10 protein-coding genes (1 of these 10 cut by a window edge) are annotated in these 23,469 nt (G+C 45.2%); 5 read left to right on the top strand and 5 right to left on the bottom strand.

Annotated features, from left to right (window positions below):
• Nucleotides 1-49: 49 nt before the first annotated feature.
• Nucleotides 50-868 (bottom strand): pyruvate, water dikinase regulatory protein, encoded by an 819-nt coding sequence (locus ACMXYN_RS08805; RefSeq protein ID WP_415881266.1) that lies wholly within the window; start codon nt 866-868, stop codon nt 50-52.
• Between the two features lie 238 nt (nt 869-1,106).
• Between ACMXYN_RS08805 and ppsA the strand changes: the two genes are divergently transcribed.
• The gene (gene ppsA, locus ACMXYN_RS08800; RefSeq protein WP_415891480.1) at nt 1,107-3,476 is read left to right on the top strand and encodes a phosphoenolpyruvate synthase; all 2,370 of its coding nucleotides are present in this window, start codon (nt 1,107-1,109) and stop codon (nt 3,474-3,476) included.
• 24 nt (nt 3,477-3,500) lie between these two features.
• On the opposite strand, the gene rrtA is transcribed toward ppsA, so the two are convergent.
• Nucleotides 3,501-4,199 (bottom strand): rhombosortase, encoded by a 699-nt coding sequence (gene rrtA / locus ACMXYN_RS08795; protein WP_415891479.1) that lies wholly within the window; start codon nt 4,197-4,199, stop codon nt 3,501-3,503.
• Nucleotides 4,200-4,213: 14 nt separating this feature from the next.
• A complete protein-coding gene (locus tag ACMXYN_RS08790) occupies nt 4,214-6,370 on the bottom strand; it encodes a VIT and vWA domain-containing protein (RefSeq protein ID WP_415891478.1) in 2,157 nt (718 codons plus the stop codon).
• 203 nt (nt 6,371-6,573) lie between these two features.
• Between ACMXYN_RS08790 and ACMXYN_RS08785 the strand changes: the two genes are divergently transcribed.
• Nucleotides 6,574-7,266 carry a hypothetical protein gene (locus ACMXYN_RS08785; protein ID WP_415891477.1) on the top strand — a complete coding sequence of 231 codons (693 nt, stop codon included), beginning with the start codon at nt 6,574-6,576 and terminating at the stop codon, nt 7,264-7,266.
• A 25-nt stretch (nt 7,267-7,291) separates the two neighbouring features.
• Here ACMXYN_RS08785 and ACMXYN_RS08780 read toward each other — a convergent pair whose 3' ends face one another.
• Nucleotides 7,292-8,023 carry a helix-turn-helix domain-containing protein gene (locus ACMXYN_RS08780; protein WP_415891476.1) on the bottom strand — a complete coding sequence of 244 codons (732 nt, stop codon included), beginning with the start codon at nt 8,021-8,023 and terminating at the stop codon, nt 7,292-7,294.
• Nucleotides 8,024-8,174: 151 nt separating this feature from the next.
• Here ACMXYN_RS08780 and ACMXYN_RS08775 point away from each other — a divergent pair, with 151 nt between their 5' ends.
• Both ACMXYN_RS08775 and ACMXYN_RS08770 read left to right on the top strand, forming a co-directional pair.
• Nucleotides 8,175-8,954, top strand: coding sequence for a substrate-binding periplasmic protein (locus ACMXYN_RS08775; RefSeq protein ID WP_415891475.1), 780 nt, complete (start codon nt 8,175-8,177; stop codon nt 8,952-8,954).
• Between the two features lie 98 nt (nt 8,955-9,052).
• Nucleotides 9,053-9,718 (top strand): SDR family oxidoreductase, encoded by a 666-nt coding sequence (locus ACMXYN_RS08770; RefSeq protein ID WP_415891474.1) that lies wholly within the window; start codon nt 9,053-9,055, stop codon nt 9,716-9,718.
• A gap of 5 nt (nt 9,719-9,723) precedes the next feature.
• Here ACMXYN_RS08770 and ACMXYN_RS08765 read toward each other — a convergent pair whose 3' ends face one another.
• Nucleotides 9,724-11,142: a sigma 54-interacting transcriptional regulator gene (locus ACMXYN_RS08765; RefSeq protein ID WP_415891473.1), complete on the bottom strand. Its 1,419-nt coding sequence runs from the start codon at nt 11,140-11,142 to the stop codon at nt 9,724-9,726.
• 707 nt (nt 11,143-11,849) lie between these two features.
• Between ACMXYN_RS08765 and ACMXYN_RS08760 the strand changes: the two genes are divergently transcribed.
• Nucleotides 11,850-23,469: the start of a Calx-beta domain-containing protein gene (locus ACMXYN_RS08760; RefSeq protein WP_415894454.1), read on the top strand. 23,798 nt of this gene lie beyond the right edge of the window; the window shows 11,620 of its 35,418 coding nt (coding positions 1-11,620); the start codon lies at nt 11,850-11,852; its stop codon lies beyond the right edge, outside the window.

The raw sequence follows: 23,469 nt of genomic DNA, 5'->3' as shown, positions 1-23,469 counted from the left end.
TTATTGTGAGGTATAAAAAAAGGAGCCGAATGGCTCCTTTTTTGTTTTGTTAGTTCATTCGTCGCTCAAGACCGGCTTGAGCCATGATTCGAGTAGATATTTCTTCAATAGAGAAGTTTGTGGTGTTGATCGTTGAGATATTGAGTTTCTTAAACAGTCGCTCAACTTCACGTACTTCGAAATCACACTGATCAAGTGAAGCATAACGGCTATTCGGGCGGCGCTCGTGACGAATTGCAGAAAGCTGGAATGGATCAATCGTCAGACCATAGAGCTTATGTTTATGCTCCTCTAGTACTTCTGGAAGACGATTAAACTCCATATCTTCTTCAGTCAGAGGGTAGTTTGCCGCGCGGATACCGAATTGCATCGCCATATAAAGACACGTAGGTGTCTTACCGCAGCGGGACACACCAACAAGAATTATATCGGCGTTAGCGTATTGGCGTGTTCGCGCACCGTCATCATTATCGATAGCGAAGTTTACTGAATCTATGCGGTCCTTGTAGCGAGTACGCTCAACAATACCGTGAGATTTACCTACGGAATAATTGGAGTGGGCGTCAAGCTCGTTTTCTAGAGGTTTTAGGAAACTAGAAAAAACATCGATTTTAAAGGCATTCGATTCGGCGATAATATTACGAATATCTTCATTTACGACCGTATCAAAGATCAAAGGACGAGTACCATGTTGCTCGGCAACTTGGTTGATCTTCTGAACGGCCTCGCGAGCCTTTTCAACGTCATCAATATAGGGAAGAGTAATCTGTTCGAATTCAATGCTATCAAACTGAGCAAGCAAACTATGCCCCAATGCTTCTGAGGTAAGACCTGTGCCGTCTGAGATAAAAAAAGCTGTTCGTTTCATTGTCTACTTACAATCTGCAACAAAAATATATGGCTGACTATACCAGAAGTAGAGCAGGGTTGTGGCTATGATCTGTAGCCATATTTCAGCGACTGGTTATGATTTCATCAATAGACTGATTGTCATCAAAATAATCCACCATATATGCGCTTTTTTCAGGGGATTTTTGCTGCTGAGTGCAGTAAGATCTCACCATTATTAGAAGTAATAACTATACACCAGAGTAGGAGATATACAGTTGCAGAACTATGTACTGCGCCTAGATCAGGTAGGAATGAATGACGTAGAAAGAGTAGGCGGTAAAAATGCTTCTCTTGGCGAAATGTTACAAGAACTTACTGGCGCTAATGTGAAAGTGCCGAATGGTTTTGCAACTACGGCTGATGCCTATCGTGACTTCCTAACTCATGGCGGTCTAGAAGATAAGATTAACGCCAAGCTTAAAGAGCTTGATACCAATGATATCCAAGCACTAAAAGAGACCGGTAAGACGGTACGTGATTGGATCATGGAAGCAGAGTTTCAGCCAGAACTTGATCAAGCTATCGAAGCTTACTGGGCTGATATGTCTGCGGACAACCAAGATATTGCTGTGGCGGTTCGTTCTTCTGCAACGGCTGAAGACCTACCGGATGCTTCTTTTGCTGGTCAGCAGGAAACATTCCTAAACGTTCGTGGTCTTGCCAATGTTAAGCACGCGATCAAAGAGGTATTTGCTTCTCTCTATAACGATCGAGCTATCTCTTACCGCGTACACCACGGTTTCGAACACAGTGAAGTAGCGCTTTCTGCGGGCATTCAGCGCATGGTTCGCAGTGAAACTGGCTCTTCGGGTGTAATGTTTACGTTGGATACAGAGTCTGGCTTTAACCACGTAGTCTTTATTACTTCTGCATACGGCTTAGGTGAAACCGTTGTACAAGGCGCGGTTAACCCAGATGAGTTTTACGTTTATAAGCCAACCCTAAAAATGGGTGCGCCAGCGATTATTCGTAAAACGATCGGTTCTAAAGCGATCAAGATGGTTTACTCCGAGCCGGGTTCAGACAATCCAGTCTCGACTGTTCAAGTTGATCAAGCTGAACGCCAGCAGTTCTCTATCGATGATAACGACGTTCAGCAATTAGCAAAAATCGCCATTGAGATCGAAAATCACTATGGCCGCCCAATGGATATTGAGTGGGCTAAAGATGGCGATACAGGCGAGCTATTTGTAGTTCAGGCGCGTCCTGAAACGGTTAAGAGTCGCAGTAATCAGGCGGTGATTGAGCGTTATCTTCTTAAAGAAACTAGCCAAGTACTCGTTGAAGGCCGATCTATCGGTCATAGAATTGGCTCCGGTAATGTACGTATCGTCCATGACATCAATGAAATGGAAAAAGTACAACCGGGTGAAGTGCTAGTAACTGATATGACAGACCCTGATTGGGAACCTGTTATGAAGCGCGCAGCAGCTATAGTCACAAACCGCGGTGGTCGTACTTGTCATGCGGCAATTATTGCTCGTGAATTAGGTATTCCAGCGATCGTGGGTTGTGGTGATGCAACGGATCAGTTTGTTGATGGTCAACTTGTAACAGTTTCTTGTGCTGAGGGTGATACAGGTCGAGTTTATGCTGGCAAACTGGATTATGAACACCAGTCCAACAGCGTAGAATCGATGCCTGATCTACCATTCGAAATCATGATGAACGTTGGTAATCCTGATCGTGCATTTGATTTCCAGGCTTTACCAAACGCGGGTGTAGGTCTAGCGCGACTTGAATTTATCATTAACCGCATGATTGGTGTGCATCCTAAAGCATTGATCAATTTCGATCAGCAGCCACCCGCACTACAGCAGACTATCTCTCGCCGTATTTCTGGCTATAGCAGTCCTGTCGATTTCTATGTAGATCGTCTGGTTGAAGGTATTTCTACACTTGCTGCTGCTTTCTATCCGAAGAAAGTGATCGTACGCATGTCGGACTTTAAGTCGAATGAGTACGGTCATCTAATCGGTGGTGATGCGTTTGAGCCAAGTGAAGAGAACCCAATGCTTGGTTTCCGTGGCGCAGCCCGATACATCTCTGAAAACTTCCGCGATTGCTTCGAACTTGAATGTCGCGCCCTTAAGCGCGTACGCGATGAGATGCAGCTTACAAACGTCGAAGTAATGATCCCGTTTGTACGTACTCCGGGTGAAGCGAAACAGGTTGTAGATTTGCTTGCTGCTAACGGCCTGAAGCGTGGTCAGAACGGTTTACGTGTAATCATGATGTGTGAGATCCCGTCCAATGCATTGCTTGCAGACGAGTTCCTAGAGCACTTTGACGGTTTCTCTATTGGCTCTAACGATTTAACTCAGTTAACGCTTGGTTTAGATCGTGATTCTGGCGTTATTGCGCACCTATTTGATGAGCGAGATGAAGCGGTTAAGAAGCTGCTTTCAATGGCGATTTCTGCTTGTAAGAAGCAAGGCAAGTACATCGGTATTTGCGGACAAGGTCCATCAGATCATCCTGATCTAGCTCGCTGGTTGATGGAGCAAGGAATTAGCACAGTATCTTTGAACCCTGATTCTGTTCTCGATACTTGGTTCTTCTTGGCGAACAACCAAGAAAGCTAAAAGATCTTATAAATCAAAGCGCTATTAAGATTTCTTAATGGCGCTTTTTGCCTTTTGGAAACCATGAAATGGTTTCAAATCAGCACTACTTACAGCCTGATAAAAGCCTAGCAACAATGCAGTACCAGCCCCAACGAGATGTGCTTCACTAAATACCTCCCATCCTTCAGTTACAAAGACTGTATCCTGCATAAATATCTCAGTAACCGTTTTAACAGCGATCGCTATCAACGGTAGCCATGCGATAAAGCCTTTTTCCTCTCTTAACCATTGCCATGCTGCTAAACAGATTACAGCGTAGAGGATCCCTGATAGGCCACTGTATCGCGCTATATCGGTCAGTGGTGATAGCAGATAGATGGATAGGGTAACTAGGCTTGCAAGCAATCCATATATGAATAGCTTTGGGTCACGATTCTCTAAATAGACACCCGCAGCTGTGAAGGTTATTAGATCCCAAAACAAGTGCTCTGTAGAACTATGTACCAGATGTGACGTAATTAAACGCCAGTATTGGTGTTGCTCTGTAATTAGGGCGTAATCAAAGCAGAGCCATGAAAGCATAGGAAAGCTAAAACTTAGTAATCCAATACTCAAGACACTGACAATCATAGATAAGGTGATCAGCGGTGCTTGTGTTGGCTGCTCGTTACATTTAAGAGCGTTACGAGAGTCACAACCGCCCCGAAGGGCGGTTGCGATTGAAGTGAACACACTCATCATCGTTTCAGCTCTGTTTAGCGCTTAAAGCGACGAATCTGTACAAGCGCAATGGCTACAGCGATAAAGACCACTAACCAAGGTGATACGGCGCCGCCACCTGAACCTGAGCGTGTTGAAGAAACACTCGGCCTAGTTTGGCTCTGGTTACCCTGGTCCTTTGATTTATCAACAAACATCGGTTGCTGAGTATCTACACGATTCTGCTGAGTGGTTATCGCTTGTTGTGCTCGGTTTTTACGCGCGGTCTGTTCTTTCTCAACGCGTTTTTGATTCGAGCGCTCAATATTCATCGCTTTAAATACTTCGTCTCTAACAACGATCATAGACGTGTAGTCAGTTACCAAGCCATATTCCACAGCGGTATCAACAATCGCTTGCTCAGCATCTTTGTCAGAGCCTAGGTAGTCCATCTCTGCTTGTAGCTCTTCAATGGCTGCATATGCCCATAGACGTTCCAACTCAGGGTTGTCGGTTGCAACTTCAGGTAGATTAAAGCTGGTCTTGTAGGTTTTCTTTTCACCGTTGATTGTGCCGGTCAGCTTTACTTCTGCCTTGCCTGGTTTGTAATAGTGTCCAAACAGAGTTAGCTGTTGACCGTGGTAAAGGGTATTAGCAAGGCGCGGTTTTACGAGCTCTTTGCTTCTTACACCATCAACCTCGATCTGAATATCTCGCAAAGAAGCATGCGCCATCTTGCCTTTGGCTATCTGGAGCTGACCACTAATATCGTCCGAGTTTGAAATCTGTAGAGCAAAGCCATTCGACACGCGCGTCATCTCCTCTAAAAGAGGACGGTTGGCACTGTTACCCATAATAAAGGTAAATAGGCGGGCATCACGCTGCTCTAGTAGATTTAAAAATTTAGTCTTTTCGGTCGTGCCTACATTGGCAACGCCATCTGTAACTAAAACGACAGCAGTACTTCTATCTGAATCAAGTTGGTTAATGCCGGTCTTAAGCCCTGCATATAGATTTGTACCGCTACTTGGTTGTACCTGATCTAGACGTTGTAATGTGTCTTTGATCGTTTGTTGATCAGCAGGTAGGTAACCCTGAGTGAAACTCTGAGCTCGATTGTTAAATAATACGATCTTGAACCGATCATTTGGGTTCAACTGTGTTAAGCCGCTTCTAATACCTTCAATCAGGGATGAGAATTTCCCGTGCATAGAACCGGAAATATCTAGTACAAACACCCAGTCTCGACCTTGAGTCATTACTGGGAGGTCGCTACCCGGTGTTAACGTCAGCTTATAAGTACCTTTGCTTGAGCCTTCTTCTTTGTACGCGAGCATATCCACGCTTGCAGGTAGGTTTTCAGCGTGACGCCAGTACAGCAATATATCTTTATCCAGGGTCGTCACAGCGCTATTGATAGTAGTTTCTGGGCTTTGAGACTCATTCTGTTCGGTCAGTTCTGCTTGCTCAAGATCTAGCTGCTGTTGGTTCAGATTGTTAGCTGAATTGATCAAGCTAGCTTGCCATTCATAGGCATTAAGTTGTTGGAAGGATGCATTTGGGTGTTTAGGCATTCGTAAACCATCAACGGGATAGCTGGTTCTTAGCTTCACATCAAAAGAGAACTTCTCATTTACCGTTTCGTTGCGGTCCCAAAAGCTCAGTTTTTGCTCGTCAACACCACCATCTTCAAGAGGGTATACGTATCGTCCAATTCCTGTATCCGTCTGGGTATTCTGGAGATAGACCAATTTGATTTTAACTTCTTGATTAGCCTTTACAGGAAAGACAGAGATATCAAACGTTTTGTATTGGTCTTTCTCTACGATGGCAGTTTCATTTCCCTTTTGTTTTTCCTGCTCGTAGATCTGTCGGGCACGTTGTTTCTCAACGACTTCACCTGTAACAGGTTGGCCATCAATCCAATAACTAAATTCACCAACGGCCGCTTTATCTGGAACTGGGAATGAGTAAATAGCTTCTAGATCAGTAGTGTTAGGGTTCTGAAAAACTTGCTCCACCGTTGTGGTTGCGTACATATCTTCAATCACAACATCGACATGATGTTCTTTGATTTTTAGCTCTTCATACCCTGCATTGCTCGGTTTTAATAGTCCTGCAGCATTACTGTATGGGCTCATCAAAAGAGCGCTGCCTAGTGCTATCGCTGTGAATAGGCTGCTGCGTTTTAGGTTAGGAGTTGAGTGTTTCATCGCTTGATCCTCATCTATTGATGGGAGCAAGATTGTGATGTTTAGGCGATTGTTAAAATGAAATTGAAATAGGTTTTATATTAAACAGCTATAAGTATCAAAATATAATACCAACCTATTTATGAACTGGCCTGAAGATTGCTCACTATCCAATCGGAACATAGATTCCTTGTTTTAATGTATTAACATAGACGCAGTTAAATATGTATATCTCCAGTAGTTATCAGTCTTCTAGCTTAATAGGTACAAATCCGAATGACTCCGGACAAAGTGTCGATCTGGCAAACTCTGGCCGATCAGCCTCTGTAAGCGGCAATACAGTGTTCTTAACGGAAGAAGCAAAACAGCTAAGCGAATCTGAGTCTGTTTATACTCTCAGTACGGCAAAAGGTGATAAAGAGTACGATTTAGACACTTACTTCCAAGCAAAGCCAGCCCATGAAGGGGATATCTTCGATATTGAGGGCTTGTTGCTGCCAAATGAGCAGAACGTAAGCGCGCTACAGAATCATCTTTCAAAAGTGTTCCCAGATTTCTTGTCCCGTCACAACATTCCAGAAGCACCTGAATCGATCAATTATGACGGTAAAGGACAAATAGTTTTACCAGCTGATTACCCTTATGCCGATCAGCTTAAACAAGCATTGAAAGAAGAACCGGCTATCGCTAAAGAGCTAAGCACTATTAATGCTTTGGCATCACACCTTGCGGCTTTCAAAGAGCTTGAGCCATACCGACAAGAGATGGATAAAGCCAATTCACAAGCAGAGATAGATGCCATTATCGACAAATACAGTTATCTACTCGGCGATAACCGACAGTACCCGTCAGTTGAGCTCTCTTTCACAAAAGAAGGGAAGCTAACAGTAACCAGTGAAGGCAGTGCTTTGGTTTAACTTCGTAAGCAAATATCAAGCAATACTATTTAGAGATCTTTTTAAATAGCGAGTATTGCCATTGGCGGATGGCTAGCACCATGGTCGTACCACTTTTTTTCTGTTGCGGGGCAGAGTGGTCTTCCTGCATCAATTCGTTAAATTCTGCAGCGAGTCGCTCCATTTTTTTTTGCAGACGTGCGTTGGAGCTATCGGTCAGGATGGCATTAGTCACGATCAGCTTTTCATTGGCTTTATCGAAACGTGAGCTAAAGAAGTCTTGTTCGACCTTTTCTTGGAAAAACTGCTGAATTGGGCCATTAGGTAGCCAATGGAAATTAGGGGCAACCAGAAGCTTTACGCGGTTCCCAGGCAGAAGATCGATGATCTTAAGGCGATCTAGCTTAGCTAGTTTTTGTATGCACTCTGTTTCTGGAATTTCATAAGCATTAAGTATGTCAGAGAACGTCATTCCACTAATCACGCTGACTGTGATTAACAACAAAATCAGATCGTTCGCGATCTCTTTTTCTTGGTCTCTGGTTAATTGAGTCAGTTGGCACTGATCTTTACTCATTTTCTGTACGAGCTCAGATAGCTCGATATTAAGCATGTCGCAGATAGCTTCTAGCCGAGTGAGGGTAAAGTTCTTTTCAGCAAAAAGTCGCTTTACAGACGCTTCACTTAAATCAAGAATTTCAGCAACATCCAAGTAAGTTTTACCTTGAGCTTTAAGTTCTCGTTTGAGTGTATCTATCAGTGGTCCAACTTGCGCCATAATCTATTCCTTAAGTTATGCTAAGTGCGATATTAACCGAAGCGCTTAGTATATTCACGATAAACACTGAGTAATCTAGCTATTAGGTAAGCACTCTTGTCTAAACTATTAACTGAATCCCATACTAGATTTAGAAGTTTGGAGTAATCGGATGAGAGTAGGCTGGCTTATATCCCTGATATTCCTTTTCTGCGGTTATATCTATGCCGACTCTCAAGTCTCGTCCCATACCACTCAATTTCTCACTCACAACCTGAAAAAATCCGTCTATAAAGATTACTCTGGAGCAATCAGGGGTATAGAACACGCTGGGCGTCGAGCGTTTAACCTTGAATTGGTTAGAGCTATGTCGGAATTACGTAAGATTCCTTTCAACCCAGTAGAGGTTCCGTTTTTAAGGGGGGTGGATCTTGTAAAGCAGGGACCAAATTATGCAATCTTCAATATCAGTCGTAATGAAGAGCGCGAAGACCTGTTTAAGTGGGTTGGCCCATTACAGTCTGACAGCGTTCAGTTCTTTAAAAATACCCGTTATACAAAGCAACTTACTTCGTATCTTGAGTTTTCTGGGGAGGTAAGGGTTTGTGTGCTACGGGGGAGTAGGCACGAGAAAATCCTAAAAGCTGAGACTCCTGTATTGATCTTAGTGGCCAATAGTTACAACAGTTGTTTCAGGCTTCTTGCTGAAGGACGAGTTGATTACACGCCTGTTTCACTTCACGAGGTATCGAATGTTTTCAAAACCAGCGGTGTTTCAGAAAAGATCATCAAAAAAACGCCAATCGTTTTATATCGAAGTGAAGGTTATATCGCTTTTTCAAAACAGACTCCTGATGAGGAGATATCCGAATGGCAGAGTTCATTAGACCAGCTAAAAAAAGACGGTGAATACGATAGATTGGCAAATCAGTATTTATACCCCAGAGAATAACGTATACATCCTTCATTATTCTGTTGTAGTTTATTCTCCAAAGTTACTTACATGATGCTAACTTCATGTAATACAAGATCTATTCTTAGGGTTCTATTATGTCAAAAACGGTCGTAATTACGGGTGCTAGCCGCGGTATAGGTTTGTCTTTCTCCGCGTTATACAAATCTAAGGGGTATAAGGTTTTTGCTGCGTGCCGTACCTGTTCTCCTGAGCTGCAACAGTTGGGTGTTGAAGTTATTGATACTGTAGATGTTGCAACAAATGAAGGTTTAGAGAAGTTAAAAACGGCCTTAGCAGGTATCAAAATTGATCTGCTGATTAACAATGCCGGTATTTTACGAAATGAGATTCTTGGCAATTTGAATGTCGAAACTATTCGCGATCAATTTGAAACGAACGCATTAGCGCCTCTATTGGTAACGGAGACGTTACTTGATAGTTTAGCGGAATCGGCAAAGGTCGCGCTAATCACAAGCCGTATGGGATCTATCACCGATAATACCAGCGGCGGTCGATACGGTTATCGTATGTCCAAAGCAGCACTGAATATCGCTGGTATGTCCTTAGCACGGGATCTGGAACCTCAAGGTGTTGCCGTTGCGATCTTACACCCTGGACTAGTTGGAACAGAAATGATTGGTGGAGTAGGTGATATTACACCTGATCAGGCTGCGGAAAGGCTTTCTCAACGTATTGAAGAGCTTAATCTGGAAAATACAGGTACATTCTGGCATTCAAACGGTGAAGTCTTACCTTGGTAAGAAAACTAATTGTTTAATATCTGGTGCTTTTCGAGTAGCCGATATAAAGATGAACGTGAAGTCTCTAATATAGATGCAGCAACGGTCACGTTATTGTTAGCGTGCCTTAATGCATTAAGAATCGCAGCTTTTTCAGCCCTGCTTTTTGCTTCTTCTAGTGGCATGAGACGGCGTTCATCTTCTCTTCTATCTAGCCCCATATCCTTGGCTGTAATTATCATGCTGTCAGACATAATTGCGGCATTACATACCCGATTTATTAGTTCACGGATGTTACCTGACCAGTGGTTTTGACCCATTAATTGCAGTGCACATGAACTAAATTTCTTTTTCTTGAGATCGTTATCTTTGGTGTATCGGTCCAAATAATATTCTGCGATCAGTTTGATATCTTCAGCCCCCCTAGACTGTAGGTTAGGTACATCGAGTGGTAGGACATTCAGGCGATAATATAAGTCTTCTCGGAATCGACCCTCTCTAACTGCTTCTTCAAGGTTTACATGAGTCGCCGCAATTACCCGCGCGTCCGCATGGATTGTTTTTGTACTTCCTAGTCGTTCAATCGTTTTAGTCTCGAGAAAACGCAATAAAATAACTTGCATATCTAATGGTAAATCACCAATTTCATCTAAGAATATGGTGCTATCGTGCGCTTCTTCAAAACGGCCTATGCGCCGTGAATCAGCCCCAGTAAATGCACCTTTCTCATGCCCGAAAAGCTCTGATTGTATAAGGGTTGCAGGTAGGGCAGCGCAGTTGACGGCAATAAATGGTTTATCGTTTCGATTTGAATGTTCGTGGATGTACTTAGCAAAAAGCTCTTTACCTGTGCCGCTTTGACCTATCAGTAATGCAGGCGCTTCAACTCTCGCTGCTTTAGAGCATTTTAAAAGAATCTCTTTAAAGACAGGGCTTTCTCCAATTAAGCATTGGTTGTCCTTTTTGTAGGCAGACGTTAGCGCTTTGTTCCTTAATTTAGTCATACCTAGTGCATGGCCTAGAATAATGCCGAGCCTTTCAATTTCAACAGGATAGGTATGGTAGTCAAAGCAATAATGACTAATTAGAGAGGTGATTTGCGGGTTGTCTACAAATGACTTAGGTAATAGTAGGATCCAGAGAATATTCTCGTCATAGGTGAATATCTCTTTCAGCTCATCTAGCACTTTATCATCAAGGAAGTGACAGGCTGCGATACCTAGTTCAAATCGTTTTGATGCCATCATTTGTTTGGCACTTTGAGCATCTGTTGCAGCAAGGACATGGTTATTCAGAATGCGAACATTTTCTAATTCAGGAAGGTCGTGCTTTTCTTCAGTTCTGGGCCTGAAATAGAGAATATGACTACCATCGTGAGAATTTTTGTCTAAAGGTGCGGTGGCTGTGGAGGCAGTATATGCATCGCATTCGAGTTGTTTTTCCATAAGATTCGTCCCGTGTCTTATCTTCCTTGTGATCAAGCGAGCACTAAAGCTAAAACAACTGAGGCAAACTCAAACCCAATAAGCTCTGAAACCACAGACAATCTCTGTAGTATTTGACGATTTTTGCTCGATTATTTCCTTCCACAAGTAAGCATTGATGGCAAACAGGAACCTGTCAATTAATCACCAAGAAAAACACCATTTAGCCTCACAGATTAAGTGCCGATCATTAAAAAACAGGTAGGCATTAGCTGTTTAAATTGGACTATACAAACTGATGATTCTCATTTTTGGGACACGTCTCGTTTGTAGATATACCCCTTAAAAACAATGAGTTGTATTTAGTATGTCTAATTATTGTTCGTTCTTGCAACAATCTATCCAATATCTATATGCCTATATTCCGAATTTAATGGGATAAATGACATTAATAGGCTGTAAGTGTCTGATTTAAAAGCGGTGGTACAAATCTTGCCATATATATGGACAGTCCAATCATGGATCTTTCCTAACATTATGGAGAGTTGAAAATGGCTTTTCCGTTCGCGGGCCAAAGTGCAAGATCAACGCAGGGGAACAGACGGAGTTGGAAAGACAGATGCAGTGCATTCTGTGGTAGATTATTCCGCCATCAGTCTCCTATGCTGGACAAAACAAAACGGCCTCATTTTATCCAAAATCCTACCTCTAAAGTGGTAGGTCGAATCATGTGTGAGCCAGTTGAGCCACGTTTGTTATTATCAGCTGACCCATTATCATTTGTCGCAGATCCGGATACAGCAAGTGATCTTTCCCTCAAGCTATTTGAAGAGCTTGCTACGCCTCCGATTTTACAGCTTTTCGATACCTCTGGAGATACACCGGTATTACTCGCTGAACGCCTATTAAGTGAAGTCGGCGATGTCGTTATTACAGGTTCTGACCTAGATGATCGTCTGAGTATCGATTTTGACCAAGCTGCAGCACCTGGAATTGTAATCACCTTTGAAGGTGGAGCAGGTAATGATGTCCTTGTTGGTCCAACTGCTGACAGTGATTGGCAGATCACCGGATCTAATACTGGTACGTTAAATGGCAATCTTCAGTTCAGTAATGTCGAAAATCTTACAGGTTCAGCTGATAACGAAGATACCTTCACCTTTATGCCTGACGGTAGCTTAAGCGGCGTTATTGATGGCGGTGATGGAGGATTCGATAGCTTAGTGATTGAAGGGGGGGACTACGAAAATGTCGTATTCACACCGACAGGGCCAGATTCAGGTACGGTAGCTCTAGATGATAACCTGATCACTTACGTAGGCTTAGAACCGATTACGGCTACTGGCACCTTATCAGATGTCATATTCGATCTGACTGCTGGGGATGATTACGATGCCCAGTTAAGTGATGGTTTAGCTCCAGGTGAATATACCTTATCAGGTACTACGTTTGAGGATACAACGTTCCTTGCACCACTCAATTCATTAACCATCAATGGTGGCGATGGTAACGATACTATTACGTTAACTAATCTCGATCTTGGCAGTGTAGATTTAACCGTAGATGCCGAAGAGATTATTGTTACAGGTTCGCTTACTGCAGGGGATATTACACTTACGGCAACCGCATCTGATGAAGGTACGATCGAAACGGTAGGCGATCTGTACGATGAATTTACAGGCCCATTAGATGCAGTTGAAGATATTGAGCTTCCTATCGACCTTAGCGGTTTATATTTTTCAGACCCTAACGCAAAAATAGACCTTTCATCAGCCGTAGTTAGTGGCTCTGCTGTTGTTCTTCGTGCCCAAGCTTCTTCGCCTGTAAATGCTGTACCTGCAGATCTATTAGGTGCAGGTATTGATGGTGTTGGTGTTTATGCCCGAGCACGTGCTGAAGTTAATATTCTTGATACAGCAATCACAGCCAATAGTTTGATGGTTGAAGCGACCACCGCAGTAAGTAGCGACCAAACTGATGCTGCGACTGCAGGGGATAACGATAGCGAAGCAGATGCGGCAATTTCTCTTGTTGTTGTAGATTCAAGTGCTAAAGCGCATGTTTCCGGCGCTAGCACCCTTAATATTAGTGGTGATATCGATATTCTTGCCAACACGGATATCGATGTTAACAGTGAAACTGATGGTTCCCTCGGTGATTCCGGTGCTACTTTAGCGATGGGTTTAGTTTTCACTGAAACTAAGGCTTACATTGACGGTAGCTCTTCGATACTCGGTAGCACTGCAGAAAAAGTTAATGTTAGCGCGACAACCACCAATCAAGTGCACACCAAAGCAACTTCAACTCAAGGTGGTTCAGACGAAAATACCAGCGGCGGCAATCAGACTGAAAGCGCGCTTCAAGACCCTAACAACGACGGTGACAATTCCGATAGAGCTAGTACAGCAGAGGGTGATGTCGATTTTGCTGGCGCCTTAGCTTTAACATTAGTTGATAATCTAACCGCCGCTTATATAGAAACTAGCGGCAGTATCACCACCGATACCAGCCTTACCGATGCAAACATCGATGTTAATGCAACTTCAAATGACACTGTAACAGCAACAGCTGATGGCTCTAATACTGGGGCTGCTGCACCAGGTGTAGGTATCGCGGTTGCTTTAAATATAGCAACCGTTGATAGCCTTGCTTATCTAGATGGTGCTGGCAGTTATTCTGCTGATGCAATTGAAGTGAGTGCAACTCTAGATGCCGATAATAGTTTTAAAGCTGAAGCCGAATCAGGCTCTGGTGGCGGGAATCTTGGCGTCGCAGGATCATTAGCTGTTAATGCTGTGACAGCGAGAGTCGAAGCTACGGTTGAATCAGGTGCAACTCTAGATCTGGGATCAACCGATCTATCGTTGAATGCGCTCTCAGCCGTTAAATCTAACGCACTTGCCAAAGCTGATGTTGAGGGCGACGGCGATAGTAATGACACCGATGATGGTGATAGCAACAGTGGTGAAGGTACTGGTCTAGGTGCATCTGTCGCAGTAAACATCTCAGATATTGTTACTCGAGCTGCTGTAGAAGATGCGCTGTTGAGCAATGTAGCCGCGATTGACGCTAATGCTACTGGCTCCTACTTTATGGATACAAAAGCGGTTGGCGGTGCAGCAGGCGGTACAGCACTTACTCCAGTGGTTGCGATCTCAATTGCTCGTAACTCGACCATCGCTGAGATTTCAGCAGGTAGTAATACCCTAAATCTAGCAGGCGATCTCTCTTTAACCGCTGATCATACCAGCGTGACAAGTACCCATGCAGCAGGTGATACGAAAGGTGATTCGGTTGGCCTTGGTGCATCTTTAGCGCTGACCATTGCTGAAGAAGACGTTCAAGCACAAATCTTGCGTGATGTTATCTCCTCCGGCGGACAGGTAATGCTACTAGCACAGGGTGCAACAGCTTCCAGAACTCATGCTGAAGCCAGTGCTGTTGGAGCTGAAGAGGACGATGGTTCCAATCCTGATGGTGTGGATGATCAAAACGCTCAGCAACTCGGCTTTGCAAATTCCCAAGCTGACAGTAGAACCGATTCTGGTTCGACCAACAGTTCAGAAACACCAGATGCTTCAACATCAGATGGTAGTGTCAGTGTTGCGGCTGCAATTTCAATCAATTTAGGTGAAGCCAATTATTCCGCTTTGATAGCCGATGGTGCAGTCGTTTCATCAACTGGCGCCTTAACGGTAACTTCACGTGCTAACAGTGACTCTGCCGCTATAGCTGATGCAAGTGCGACATCTTCAGATGGTGGTGTAAGTGTTGGTGCTGCCGTTGCAATTAATAAATCAGACACCCTAAATTTATCATCCGTTGGTGATGGTTCTATCGTTGACACCGGAGCCACTATCAGTGCTGATGGACTAACTGTAAATGCTTTGATGTCAGAACGCAGCAGTAATATCAGCTCTAGCACAGTAGTCGATCTGGCAGCAGACACAATATTGCTCGAAGGCGTAGAAGGTTTAGAAACCGCTGATGAAGTTACTTATCAGCAAGATGATGACGGCAGCGCAATTGGCGGGTTAACTGATGGCACTACTTACTATCTGATCGATGCCGGTGATGGTAAATACAAGCTAGCCCTAAATGAGACCGATGCGAATAATGGCACTGCTATTGATTTAACATCATTAGGCGGTGGCTCCGAGCACACATTCGAACGCGCGGGTGAAGAAGATATCACCTTCAACCCTCAATACGAGCTTAAATTTGAAGTACCACAAGGCTATGTTACCGGTGATGAAGTGACTTATCACAATGGTGGTGGCAGCGATATCACCGGGTTATCAGACGGTAAAACCTATTACCTGATTATTGGTGATGAGATTCAGCTCGCTGAATCTCGTGAAGATGCTTTCGCTGGTAATGCGATTGAGGTGACTGGATCTGGTACTGGCGATAATCACAGGTTAACCGAATCGATTCATCGTACAACCGCACGTTCTACATCTGGCGCGAGTGGTGGTGATGTAGGTGTTGCTGGCTCTTTGGCAATTAACCTTGTAGATGTAACGACTTCCGCCTTAATCGCTGCGGATAGTAGCGTTGCCATGCTGAATAACAGTGCTGTCAGTCTTAATAGTGAATCAGTCACTGAGCATTCCGCTATGGCGCTGCCATTAGAAAATGCAGGTGGTGAAAGTGTAGGTATTGGCGCATCAGTTGCCTTGAATGTCAGTGATAACGATACCTTATCTGAACTTGCTCTAGATGCCAGTATTACAGGCGCATCTGATCTAACACTCGATGCTGAAGGTACTTATGAGCAATGGGTGATTGCACGAGCAGGTGCAGCAGGTGGTGTAGCGATTACTCCCGTTGTCGCACTTAACATAGCTTTCAATGATACCGATGCAAATATCCAAGCAGGCTCATTACTCGATATAAGTGGGAATCTAACTCTTAAAGCCGAACAAACCAGCAGAACCACAGCTGACGCTGAAGGTGATGTTGAAGGTTCTGATGCAGCAATCGGCGCTTCTTTAGCCTTAGTATCAGCCAATGATAGTACTGCCGTTATGATCGCTAGGGATTTGACAGCAGGCGGAGCCATGATGTTGATGGCACGAGGCAACAATGCCTCAAGAACGACAGCCAAAGCCAGCTCAAGCGGTGCAGAACAAGATGATGGCGTAGAAAATAGCGGGGATGATAACGGCGTTAATGATCAGGTTGCCTCACAACGCAGCTTTGCGGACAGCAATAGTGATGAAGGCACCGGGGATAACGATAGCCCAGATGCATCTACCTCTGAAGGTACCATTAGCGTTGCAGCAGCTATCTCGGTCAATATTAGTGATTCACAAACTTCCGCTTATGTTGGTGGCACTTCTTTAGATCCAATCACAATAAACGTAGCTGGCGATATCAACGTAAACAGTTCAGCTAATGCCGATTCACTATCGGAAGCCGATGGTAGCGCTACCACAAATGAAGGTGGTACTAGCGTAGGTGTCGCTGTCGCGCTCAGCACTTCAGATATCAGTAATAGTTCTTTAATCGAGTATGCCGATGTTACTGCTTCAAATGTGAATGTCACTGCAGAGATGGCAGAACGAGATATCGATATCACCCCTAAAGAACCCATCAGCGTTGATGTTAATGCAAACACTATCTATGTGGGGGATATCGATGATTTAGAAACTGGGGATGAAGTTACCTATAGCAATGGCGGTGATACCAGCATCGGTGGCCTAACTGATGATGGTGGCACGACTAAGTATTACGTAATCGATGTAGGTGATGGCAAAGTTAAACTGGCTGCTTCTGAAGCTGATGCAAATGCCGGTACTGCAATCGATCTAACATCATTGGGAAGCGGTGATAATCATAGCTTAGAGCGTGATGGCAAAGATAACCTCGATTTTGACCCAGACGAAAAACGTTTCGAAATTCACTTAGAAGACACGTTGGGCCTTAATACAGGTGATGAGATTGTCTACAGCAACGGTGGCGGCACCGATATTGGCGGTTTAACTAACGGTAATACCTACTATGCCATTATCGAAGGCAATGGCCGACTCAAATTTGCCGATACCAAAGAAAATGCTCTCAAAGGTGAGGCCGTAGAATTAACCAGTATAGGTACGGGCAGCTCTCACCAAATTACAGAATCAACTCACTCCTCATCAGCACGAGCTAACTCCGGTGCGAGTGGTGGTGATATTGGTGTTGCTGGTTCCGTAGCAATCAATGAAGCCAGCGGTTCAACTTCAGCAACCTTAGGTGATGGTTCAGATATTACAGCAACTGGTGACGTCACCGTTAAAGCTGAATCCAGTTCTAGCAATGAAGCGCGTGCACTACCTGGAGACCCTACCTCAGGTGGCAGCGGTGGCGGCTTATCCGTTGCTGTGAATGTCAGCGCACATGATACCGATGCCGCTATCTTAGGTGGCGACATTAGTCAGTCAGACAACTTATCTGTTTCTGCTGAGGGTGATCACACCATGGTGACACTCGCTAAAGCAGGTTCTAAAGCAACCGGTTCAGACGGAATAGCCTTTGGTGGCGCTGTAGCTATAGGCGTAGCAAACAACGACACATCAGCTCAGATTGATGCAAACGGTGACGCCTTAAATGTCTCAGGTAATCTCAGTATCTCCGCATCCACCTTAGAGGCTCAAAAAACAGAAGCTGACGCGGAAACCGATGGCGGTGAAACCGGCGTGGGCATCTCCTTTGCGATGGGCTGGGTAGAAGATAATACCGATGCTTTACTCACAAGAAGCGTCAATACAGGTGTTGGAAATGTTTCAGTGATTGCACTATCTGAAATTGATGCGACAACTGTGGCAAAAGCCAGCTCAGAAGGCTCGAAGTCTGAAGAAGATGGCGGCAATACCTCAGATGAGGAAACAAGTAATCAAACCGATTATGCCAATAGTAGGGCCGGTACTTCGGTTTCTGCACCTACAGCAGGTGACCAGGTTGAAGGAGCAAATACTACCGCTGAATCACAAACCGCTAACCCGGGTGGTCAAGGTGGTACGGGTGAAGACGCATCACAACAAACACGAGGCGGTACTGTTCGCGTAGCTGCGGCGATTGGCGCCACAGTGATCGCACCTGAAGTTAATGCCTCTATTAGCGATGGCGTGCTTATCGATGCTAGTGGCGATCTCACCGTCAAAGCAACCAGTGATGCTGACGCAGATACACAAGCCATAGCCACAGCTTTTGCTGATGATGCTAAAACCACAGTAGGCGCTGCCGTAACTGTAAATGTTGGATTATTAGATACTCATGCATCTATCGGCAATAGCGATATCACCGCAGGGTCCGTCCGCATTGAGGCGGGCTCTCCAAACGGTGAAAGTAACGACTTTAAACTGCTCTCACTGGCCGGTAGTGGTTCTACTCAGAAAGGCGAGAATGATAATACTGCCGTGGCCGGTTCTGTGGGTGTTAATGTCATTATCAGTAACACTAGCGCTACACTCGCGGATGATGCGAGTCTTACCACCACAGATACCGATCTAAGCATTGAAGCAAGACAGGATATTGGTTTACAGAATATTGCTGGCGGTGGGGCGTTAACTTTATCCGATGAGGGTACCAGTGTTGGAGCTGCAATCGGGGTTAACGTTGTTGAAAATACCACTCTTGCAAGCGTTGGCGATGGTACTTCTATAGATTCCGCTGGAGATCTGTCAGTCATCGCAGATGCGTCTGTCAGCCCACTAGAAATCATCGTCCCAGTGCTTAACGAAACCGGCATTGATGTCACAACACTCGTTGCAGGTGCTGCAATTGGGTCTGGTGGGGATGCAGGTGCCGGATCTGCAGCGATTGATGTCTTTGTTTTAAATACTAAAGCGAGCATAGGTGCCGGAGCGGTGGTGAGCTCAGGCAATGACCTGATTGTAAGTGCAACAGACGATACAACTCTTACAACATTTGCTGGTGCTCTGGCAGGCAGTAAAGATGCTACAGGTGTCGGTATAGGCTTAGGTGTAGCGGTTATCACTAAATCTACTGAAGCGATAATAGAAGCGTCCGATAATGCTCTAGTACCTACATCCATAACCACTGGCGGAGATTTGATCGTTGAAGCTGATGGTACTGAGGATATTTTCCAATTAACGGCTAACTTAGGCGCAGGTGATAGTACTTCAGGCGCTGGCGGCCTCAATGTTTTGGTCAATCTGACTGATACCCGTGCGGTTATAGGTAAAGATCCAGACGCTGAAGCACCTGAAGCTGGAAATGTCGTTGTGCATTCGACTGGTTCAGCGATGGTTGCAGCTAACAGTCATACAGCCATTGAAAGCTATGCGGGAACCCTTGGGGTATCTATGAGTGGCTCTTCAGTAGGTATCTCGGTTGGGGTATTGGTCGATATTGATCGAACTCATGCCATCATCGGTGAGGGGGCCGAAGTCACATCTTTAGGCCAAGGTGCTGGGCTTTCAGTAAGAGACGGCATCTTTGATAGTAATGGCGATCAAGGTACAGAAACCGTCAATGGCTTATCTGTAACCGCTACCAGTTATGACGATGTAACCCTCTTAGCCATTGCGGCCTCTGGTTCATTAGGGCAGGACAATGGCGGCAATGAGAACGGTGACAATGACGGCGGAACCAATGTTGGTATCGCTGCATCTGTTGGCGTTGCCGTACTCGACGGTGAAACCCATGCCACATTAGGCACTGGAGCCACTATCAATGGTGATAATACCGGTGCAGCCGCTAATCAAGGCATATTACTTCGTGGTGCGGATGAAACCAACGTCACCAACATCATTGGTGGTTTAGCGATTACCAATGGTGCCGATGCCGGTGTCACAGGCTCAGTATCAGTCAATGTAATCGATAATAGTGTTTGGGCAAGGGCGTTGGGCAGTAATGATCTAACGTCGAATTCCGGTGGCGTGACCCTTTCTGCAACGGGTGCTACTAACCTTGATACGGTCACCATTGCAGTCGCAGGTGCAATCAAAACGGGTAACAGCGATAACAACAATTCCAGTGATATAACATTCGCTGGTGCAGGCAGTGTCACAGTTAATGTCGTTGATACCGAACTTTTAGCTCAAATTGATAGTGGCACGGTAGATACCGATGGCAATTTAACCCTGCATGCCGAAGATACCTCAGACATTAGAGCAGATTCAGGTGGTGCCACTTTTGCCTTCGATAACAGCGGAAGTACAGCCGGTGCAGTGGGCGCCTCTGTAGCGGTCAATGATGTTACACAGACAATTCGAGCGACTGTTACAGATACTCCAGTTAGCGCTACCGGTGGTGTAGACGTCAGCGCAACTAACTCATCCAGTATTCAGGCATTAACCATCGCAGGTTCCGCAGCAGTTGCCAATGACTCTGATGCCTTAGCTGGTGCAGGCTCCGGTTCAGGTAATTTCATTTTAGCTTCAACCGAAGCAAGTATTACCAACACTGGCGCAGCGCAAACATTGTTGAGTACAGGTGATATAAATATTTCTGCGACTGATGACAGTTACATCAATGCTGATGCCGGCGCAGGTGCCTTAGCATTATCACTAGGCGGCGGTGATTTAGGTGCAGCGGCAGCGGGTGCCGCAGGTGCGCAAAACGTTATCACTAAAGATACAACAGCTGCTCTTCGTAATGTTAATGCAACAGGTGACAACGTTAATGTTACTGCAACCTCCACATCAACAGTCAACGCTTTCACCTTAGGTATCGCCGGTGCACTTGCAAATGACGGTAGCGCATTAGCGTTGGCAGGTTCCGGCTCCGGTAACTTCATTACCGGTGATATCAGCGCCGTCATCAACCCTAGCAGTATCGTGGCAACGGGTGATGTCAGCCTGTATGCATCTGATACAAGTATTGTTACTGCAACAGCAGGTTCAGCAGCTGTATCGATCAGCGTCGGCAGTGGTAGCGGCTCTCAAGCTGGGGTCGGCTTAGGTGTTTCGGTCGCGGTGAATGAGATCGATGTCTCTACAGAGGCAATTCTGTCTTCGACTTCAGTTAATGCAGGTGGTGCGCTTTCCGTTGAGGCTTTAACGGCTTCTGAGATAGATACTCTGGCCTTTGGTGTCGCGTTATCCGTCACGCAATCTAGCGATAATAATGCTATCAGTGCTGCTGCTACCGGTGCTTTAACCTTTAATACCATAAGCAATAGCGCCATTGCAGAAATTGAAGACGTAGCTGACTCAGGCGCGACAATTACGGTGGCTGGCCCTGTATCAGTTATAGCAACGGATCAATCGTTAATCGTTGCTGATGCAGCGGCAGCTTCATTCAGTTTGGCGATCAGTTCTGATAATACCTCTGTATCTGGCAGTATCGGTGTAGCTGTGGCTGATAATGATATAAGCAATACAGCCAGAGCTGCGATCAATGATATTAGCCTAACAAGCAGCTCTTCTGGCGCTACGGTTTCAGCGCTTTCAGAAGCGAGTATCGAAGCCGTAGCGGTATCTGCATCGGTTGGAATTAGTTCTTCATCGAATGGTACATCCGCAAGTTTCTCTGCAGATGTTTCCTTGGCTTTCAATGATATAGACAGCACAGTTGAAGCGATGATCGAGGGAGGTTCAGATGTAGATCTAGCTGGATCACTCGTTTTGTCAGCTATCGATAACTCATCTATTACAGCCGACATAGTAGCAGCTAGCATCAATGCCGCTGTCAGTGGATCTGGCAGTTCGGGTGGCTTAAATATCGCAGCTACGAATGCCAATAATGAAATTAATAATACAACTAGAGCCCTAATTTCTAACTCAATACTCACTGCCTCAGCATTGGATATAGATGCAGAATCCAATACATCAATTAACGCTGTCGCAGTATCAGCAGCCATCAGCGTAACCATTAGCGGTTCCTATTCACTCAGTGGAACGGGTAGTGGCGCTGGCAGCCAGAACACCATCAGCAATATTATCGAGGCAGGATTAGTAAACGGAACTGATGCAACGATTAGCGGCAATACTGATATTGATGCCTCTAATGCAGCAGAGATCTATGCAGATGTCGCTGCGGCAAGCGCTTCGGTCACAGGCAGTAGTGATGGTGCCATCACTTTAAATGTCACTGTAGCTACAGCTGATAATGTCATATCTACACAAACCAGAGCGTTAATCGATAACAGCAGTCTTTCAACTGACGGAGATCTGATACTCAATGCCGATTCAGCAGGAACAATTGAAACATTAGGACTGGCAGCAAGTTTAAGCGTAAATGCCAGCAGCGGTAATATCGCTGTCGGAGCATCTGTCACTGTTGCAGTCGTTACTAATACAGTGAATGGCGCTGTAGAAGCGGTAATTCAAAACAGTGCGGTTGTTGATGCCAGCAATGTCACTATTAGCGCTACTAACAGTAGTTTGATTAACGCAATTAGCACATCGATTGGTGTAGGTGTTACTGCAACCAGTGGCTCAATCGCCTTTGGTTTAGATGCATCAGCAGCTGTCGCCATCAACAATGTGGGTACAGCAGTGACCGCAGGAGTGCTTAATTCCGATGTCACTAGTAGCGGTATTCTCGATATAGATCTCACCTCATCGCTACAGATGAATGTCACCACAGTTGCAGTTGCTGTCACTGTTGGTGCTTCGGGTGATGTGGCAGGTACAGTCGCTGGCGCGGGCGCAGCGGCAGACAATATTCATAGCGGTGTTTCCAGAGCGGTCATTGAAAATAGCATTGTTAATGCAACAGGTGCGGTTAGTGTTGATGCGGTAGATACATCATCTCTAGATTCTGAGGTGGTTTCTGCATCAGCTTCAGTCGCAGTCGGTAGCACAGCAGCCTTTGCTCTAGGTGTGTCAGTTGTATTAGCTACGAATAGTCTCAATGGCGTAACAGAATCAGGCATTATCAATTCAACAGTGAATGGCGGTAGCGTAACAGTCGGCACCGATACGCAGATGTCGATTCTCTCTACGGGTGTAGCAGCCAGCTTGTCTTTAGCGGCAGGTGATATTGCGATCACTGGCGCAGGCGCGGGTGCTTCGTCTTTGAATACTCTGAACAATACTGTGGCAGCTAGAATCAGCAACAGTACTGTCACCAGCACCAACGGCTTAAGCGTTCATGCTGAAGATAGCTCCTCTGTTACCTCTACGGTAGTTGCTGCCTCAATTGGTTTAGCCATTAGCAGTGGTGGTAGTGCTGCAATATCAGCGGCAATTGCGGTATCCATTGCGGATAACGACATCAATACGGACTTAAGAGCGGCAATTGATGATGGATCTCTTATTACTGCCAACGGCGCAGTTGATGTGTCAGCGCTTGCAGATGGCTCAGTAGATGCCAATGCGGTAGCGGCCTCTGTTTCGATTGGCGGTGGTGGTACCGTTAGTGTTGGGGCATCCGGTTCTGGTAGTGCAGTTACCA

Source organism: Neptuniibacter sp. PT8_73 (assembly GCF_047778045.1).
Classification (GTDB): Bacteria; Pseudomonadota; Gammaproteobacteria; order Pseudomonadales; family Balneatricaceae; genus Neptuniibacter.
The sequence above is the reverse complement of the archived record's forward strand: the minus strand, read 5'-3'. Positions and strand labels throughout refer to the sequence as shown.

Coding starts and splice junctions, on each gene's coding strand:
- ACMXYN_RS08765 (WP_415891473.1), bottom strand. CDS start 11,142: ATGGAAAAACAACTCGAATGCGATGCATATACTGCCTCCACAGCCACC.
- rrtA (WP_415891479.1), bottom strand. CDS start 4,199: ATGATGAGTGTGTTCACTTCAATCGCAACCGCCCTTCGGGGCGGTTGT.
- ACMXYN_RS08805 (WP_415881266.1), bottom strand. CDS start 868: ATGAAACGAACAGCTTTTTTTATCTCAGACGGCACAGGTCTTACCTCA.
- ACMXYN_RS08780 (WP_415891476.1), bottom strand. CDS start 8,023: ATGGCGCAAGTTGGACCACTGATAGATACACTCAAACGAGAACTTAAA.
- ACMXYN_RS08785 (WP_415891477.1), top strand. CDS start 6,574: ATGTATATCTCCAGTAGTTATCAGTCTTCTAGCTTAATAGGTACAAAT.
- ACMXYN_RS08790 (WP_415891478.1), bottom strand. CDS start 6,370: ATGAAACACTCAACTCCTAACCTAAAACGCAGCAGCCTATTCACAGCG.
- ACMXYN_RS08770 (WP_415891474.1), top strand. CDS start 9,053: ATGTCAAAAACGGTCGTAATTACGGGTGCTAGCCGCGGTATAGGTTTG.
- ACMXYN_RS08775 (WP_415891475.1), top strand. CDS start 8,175: ATGAGAGTAGGCTGGCTTATATCCCTGATATTCCTTTTCTGCGGTTAT.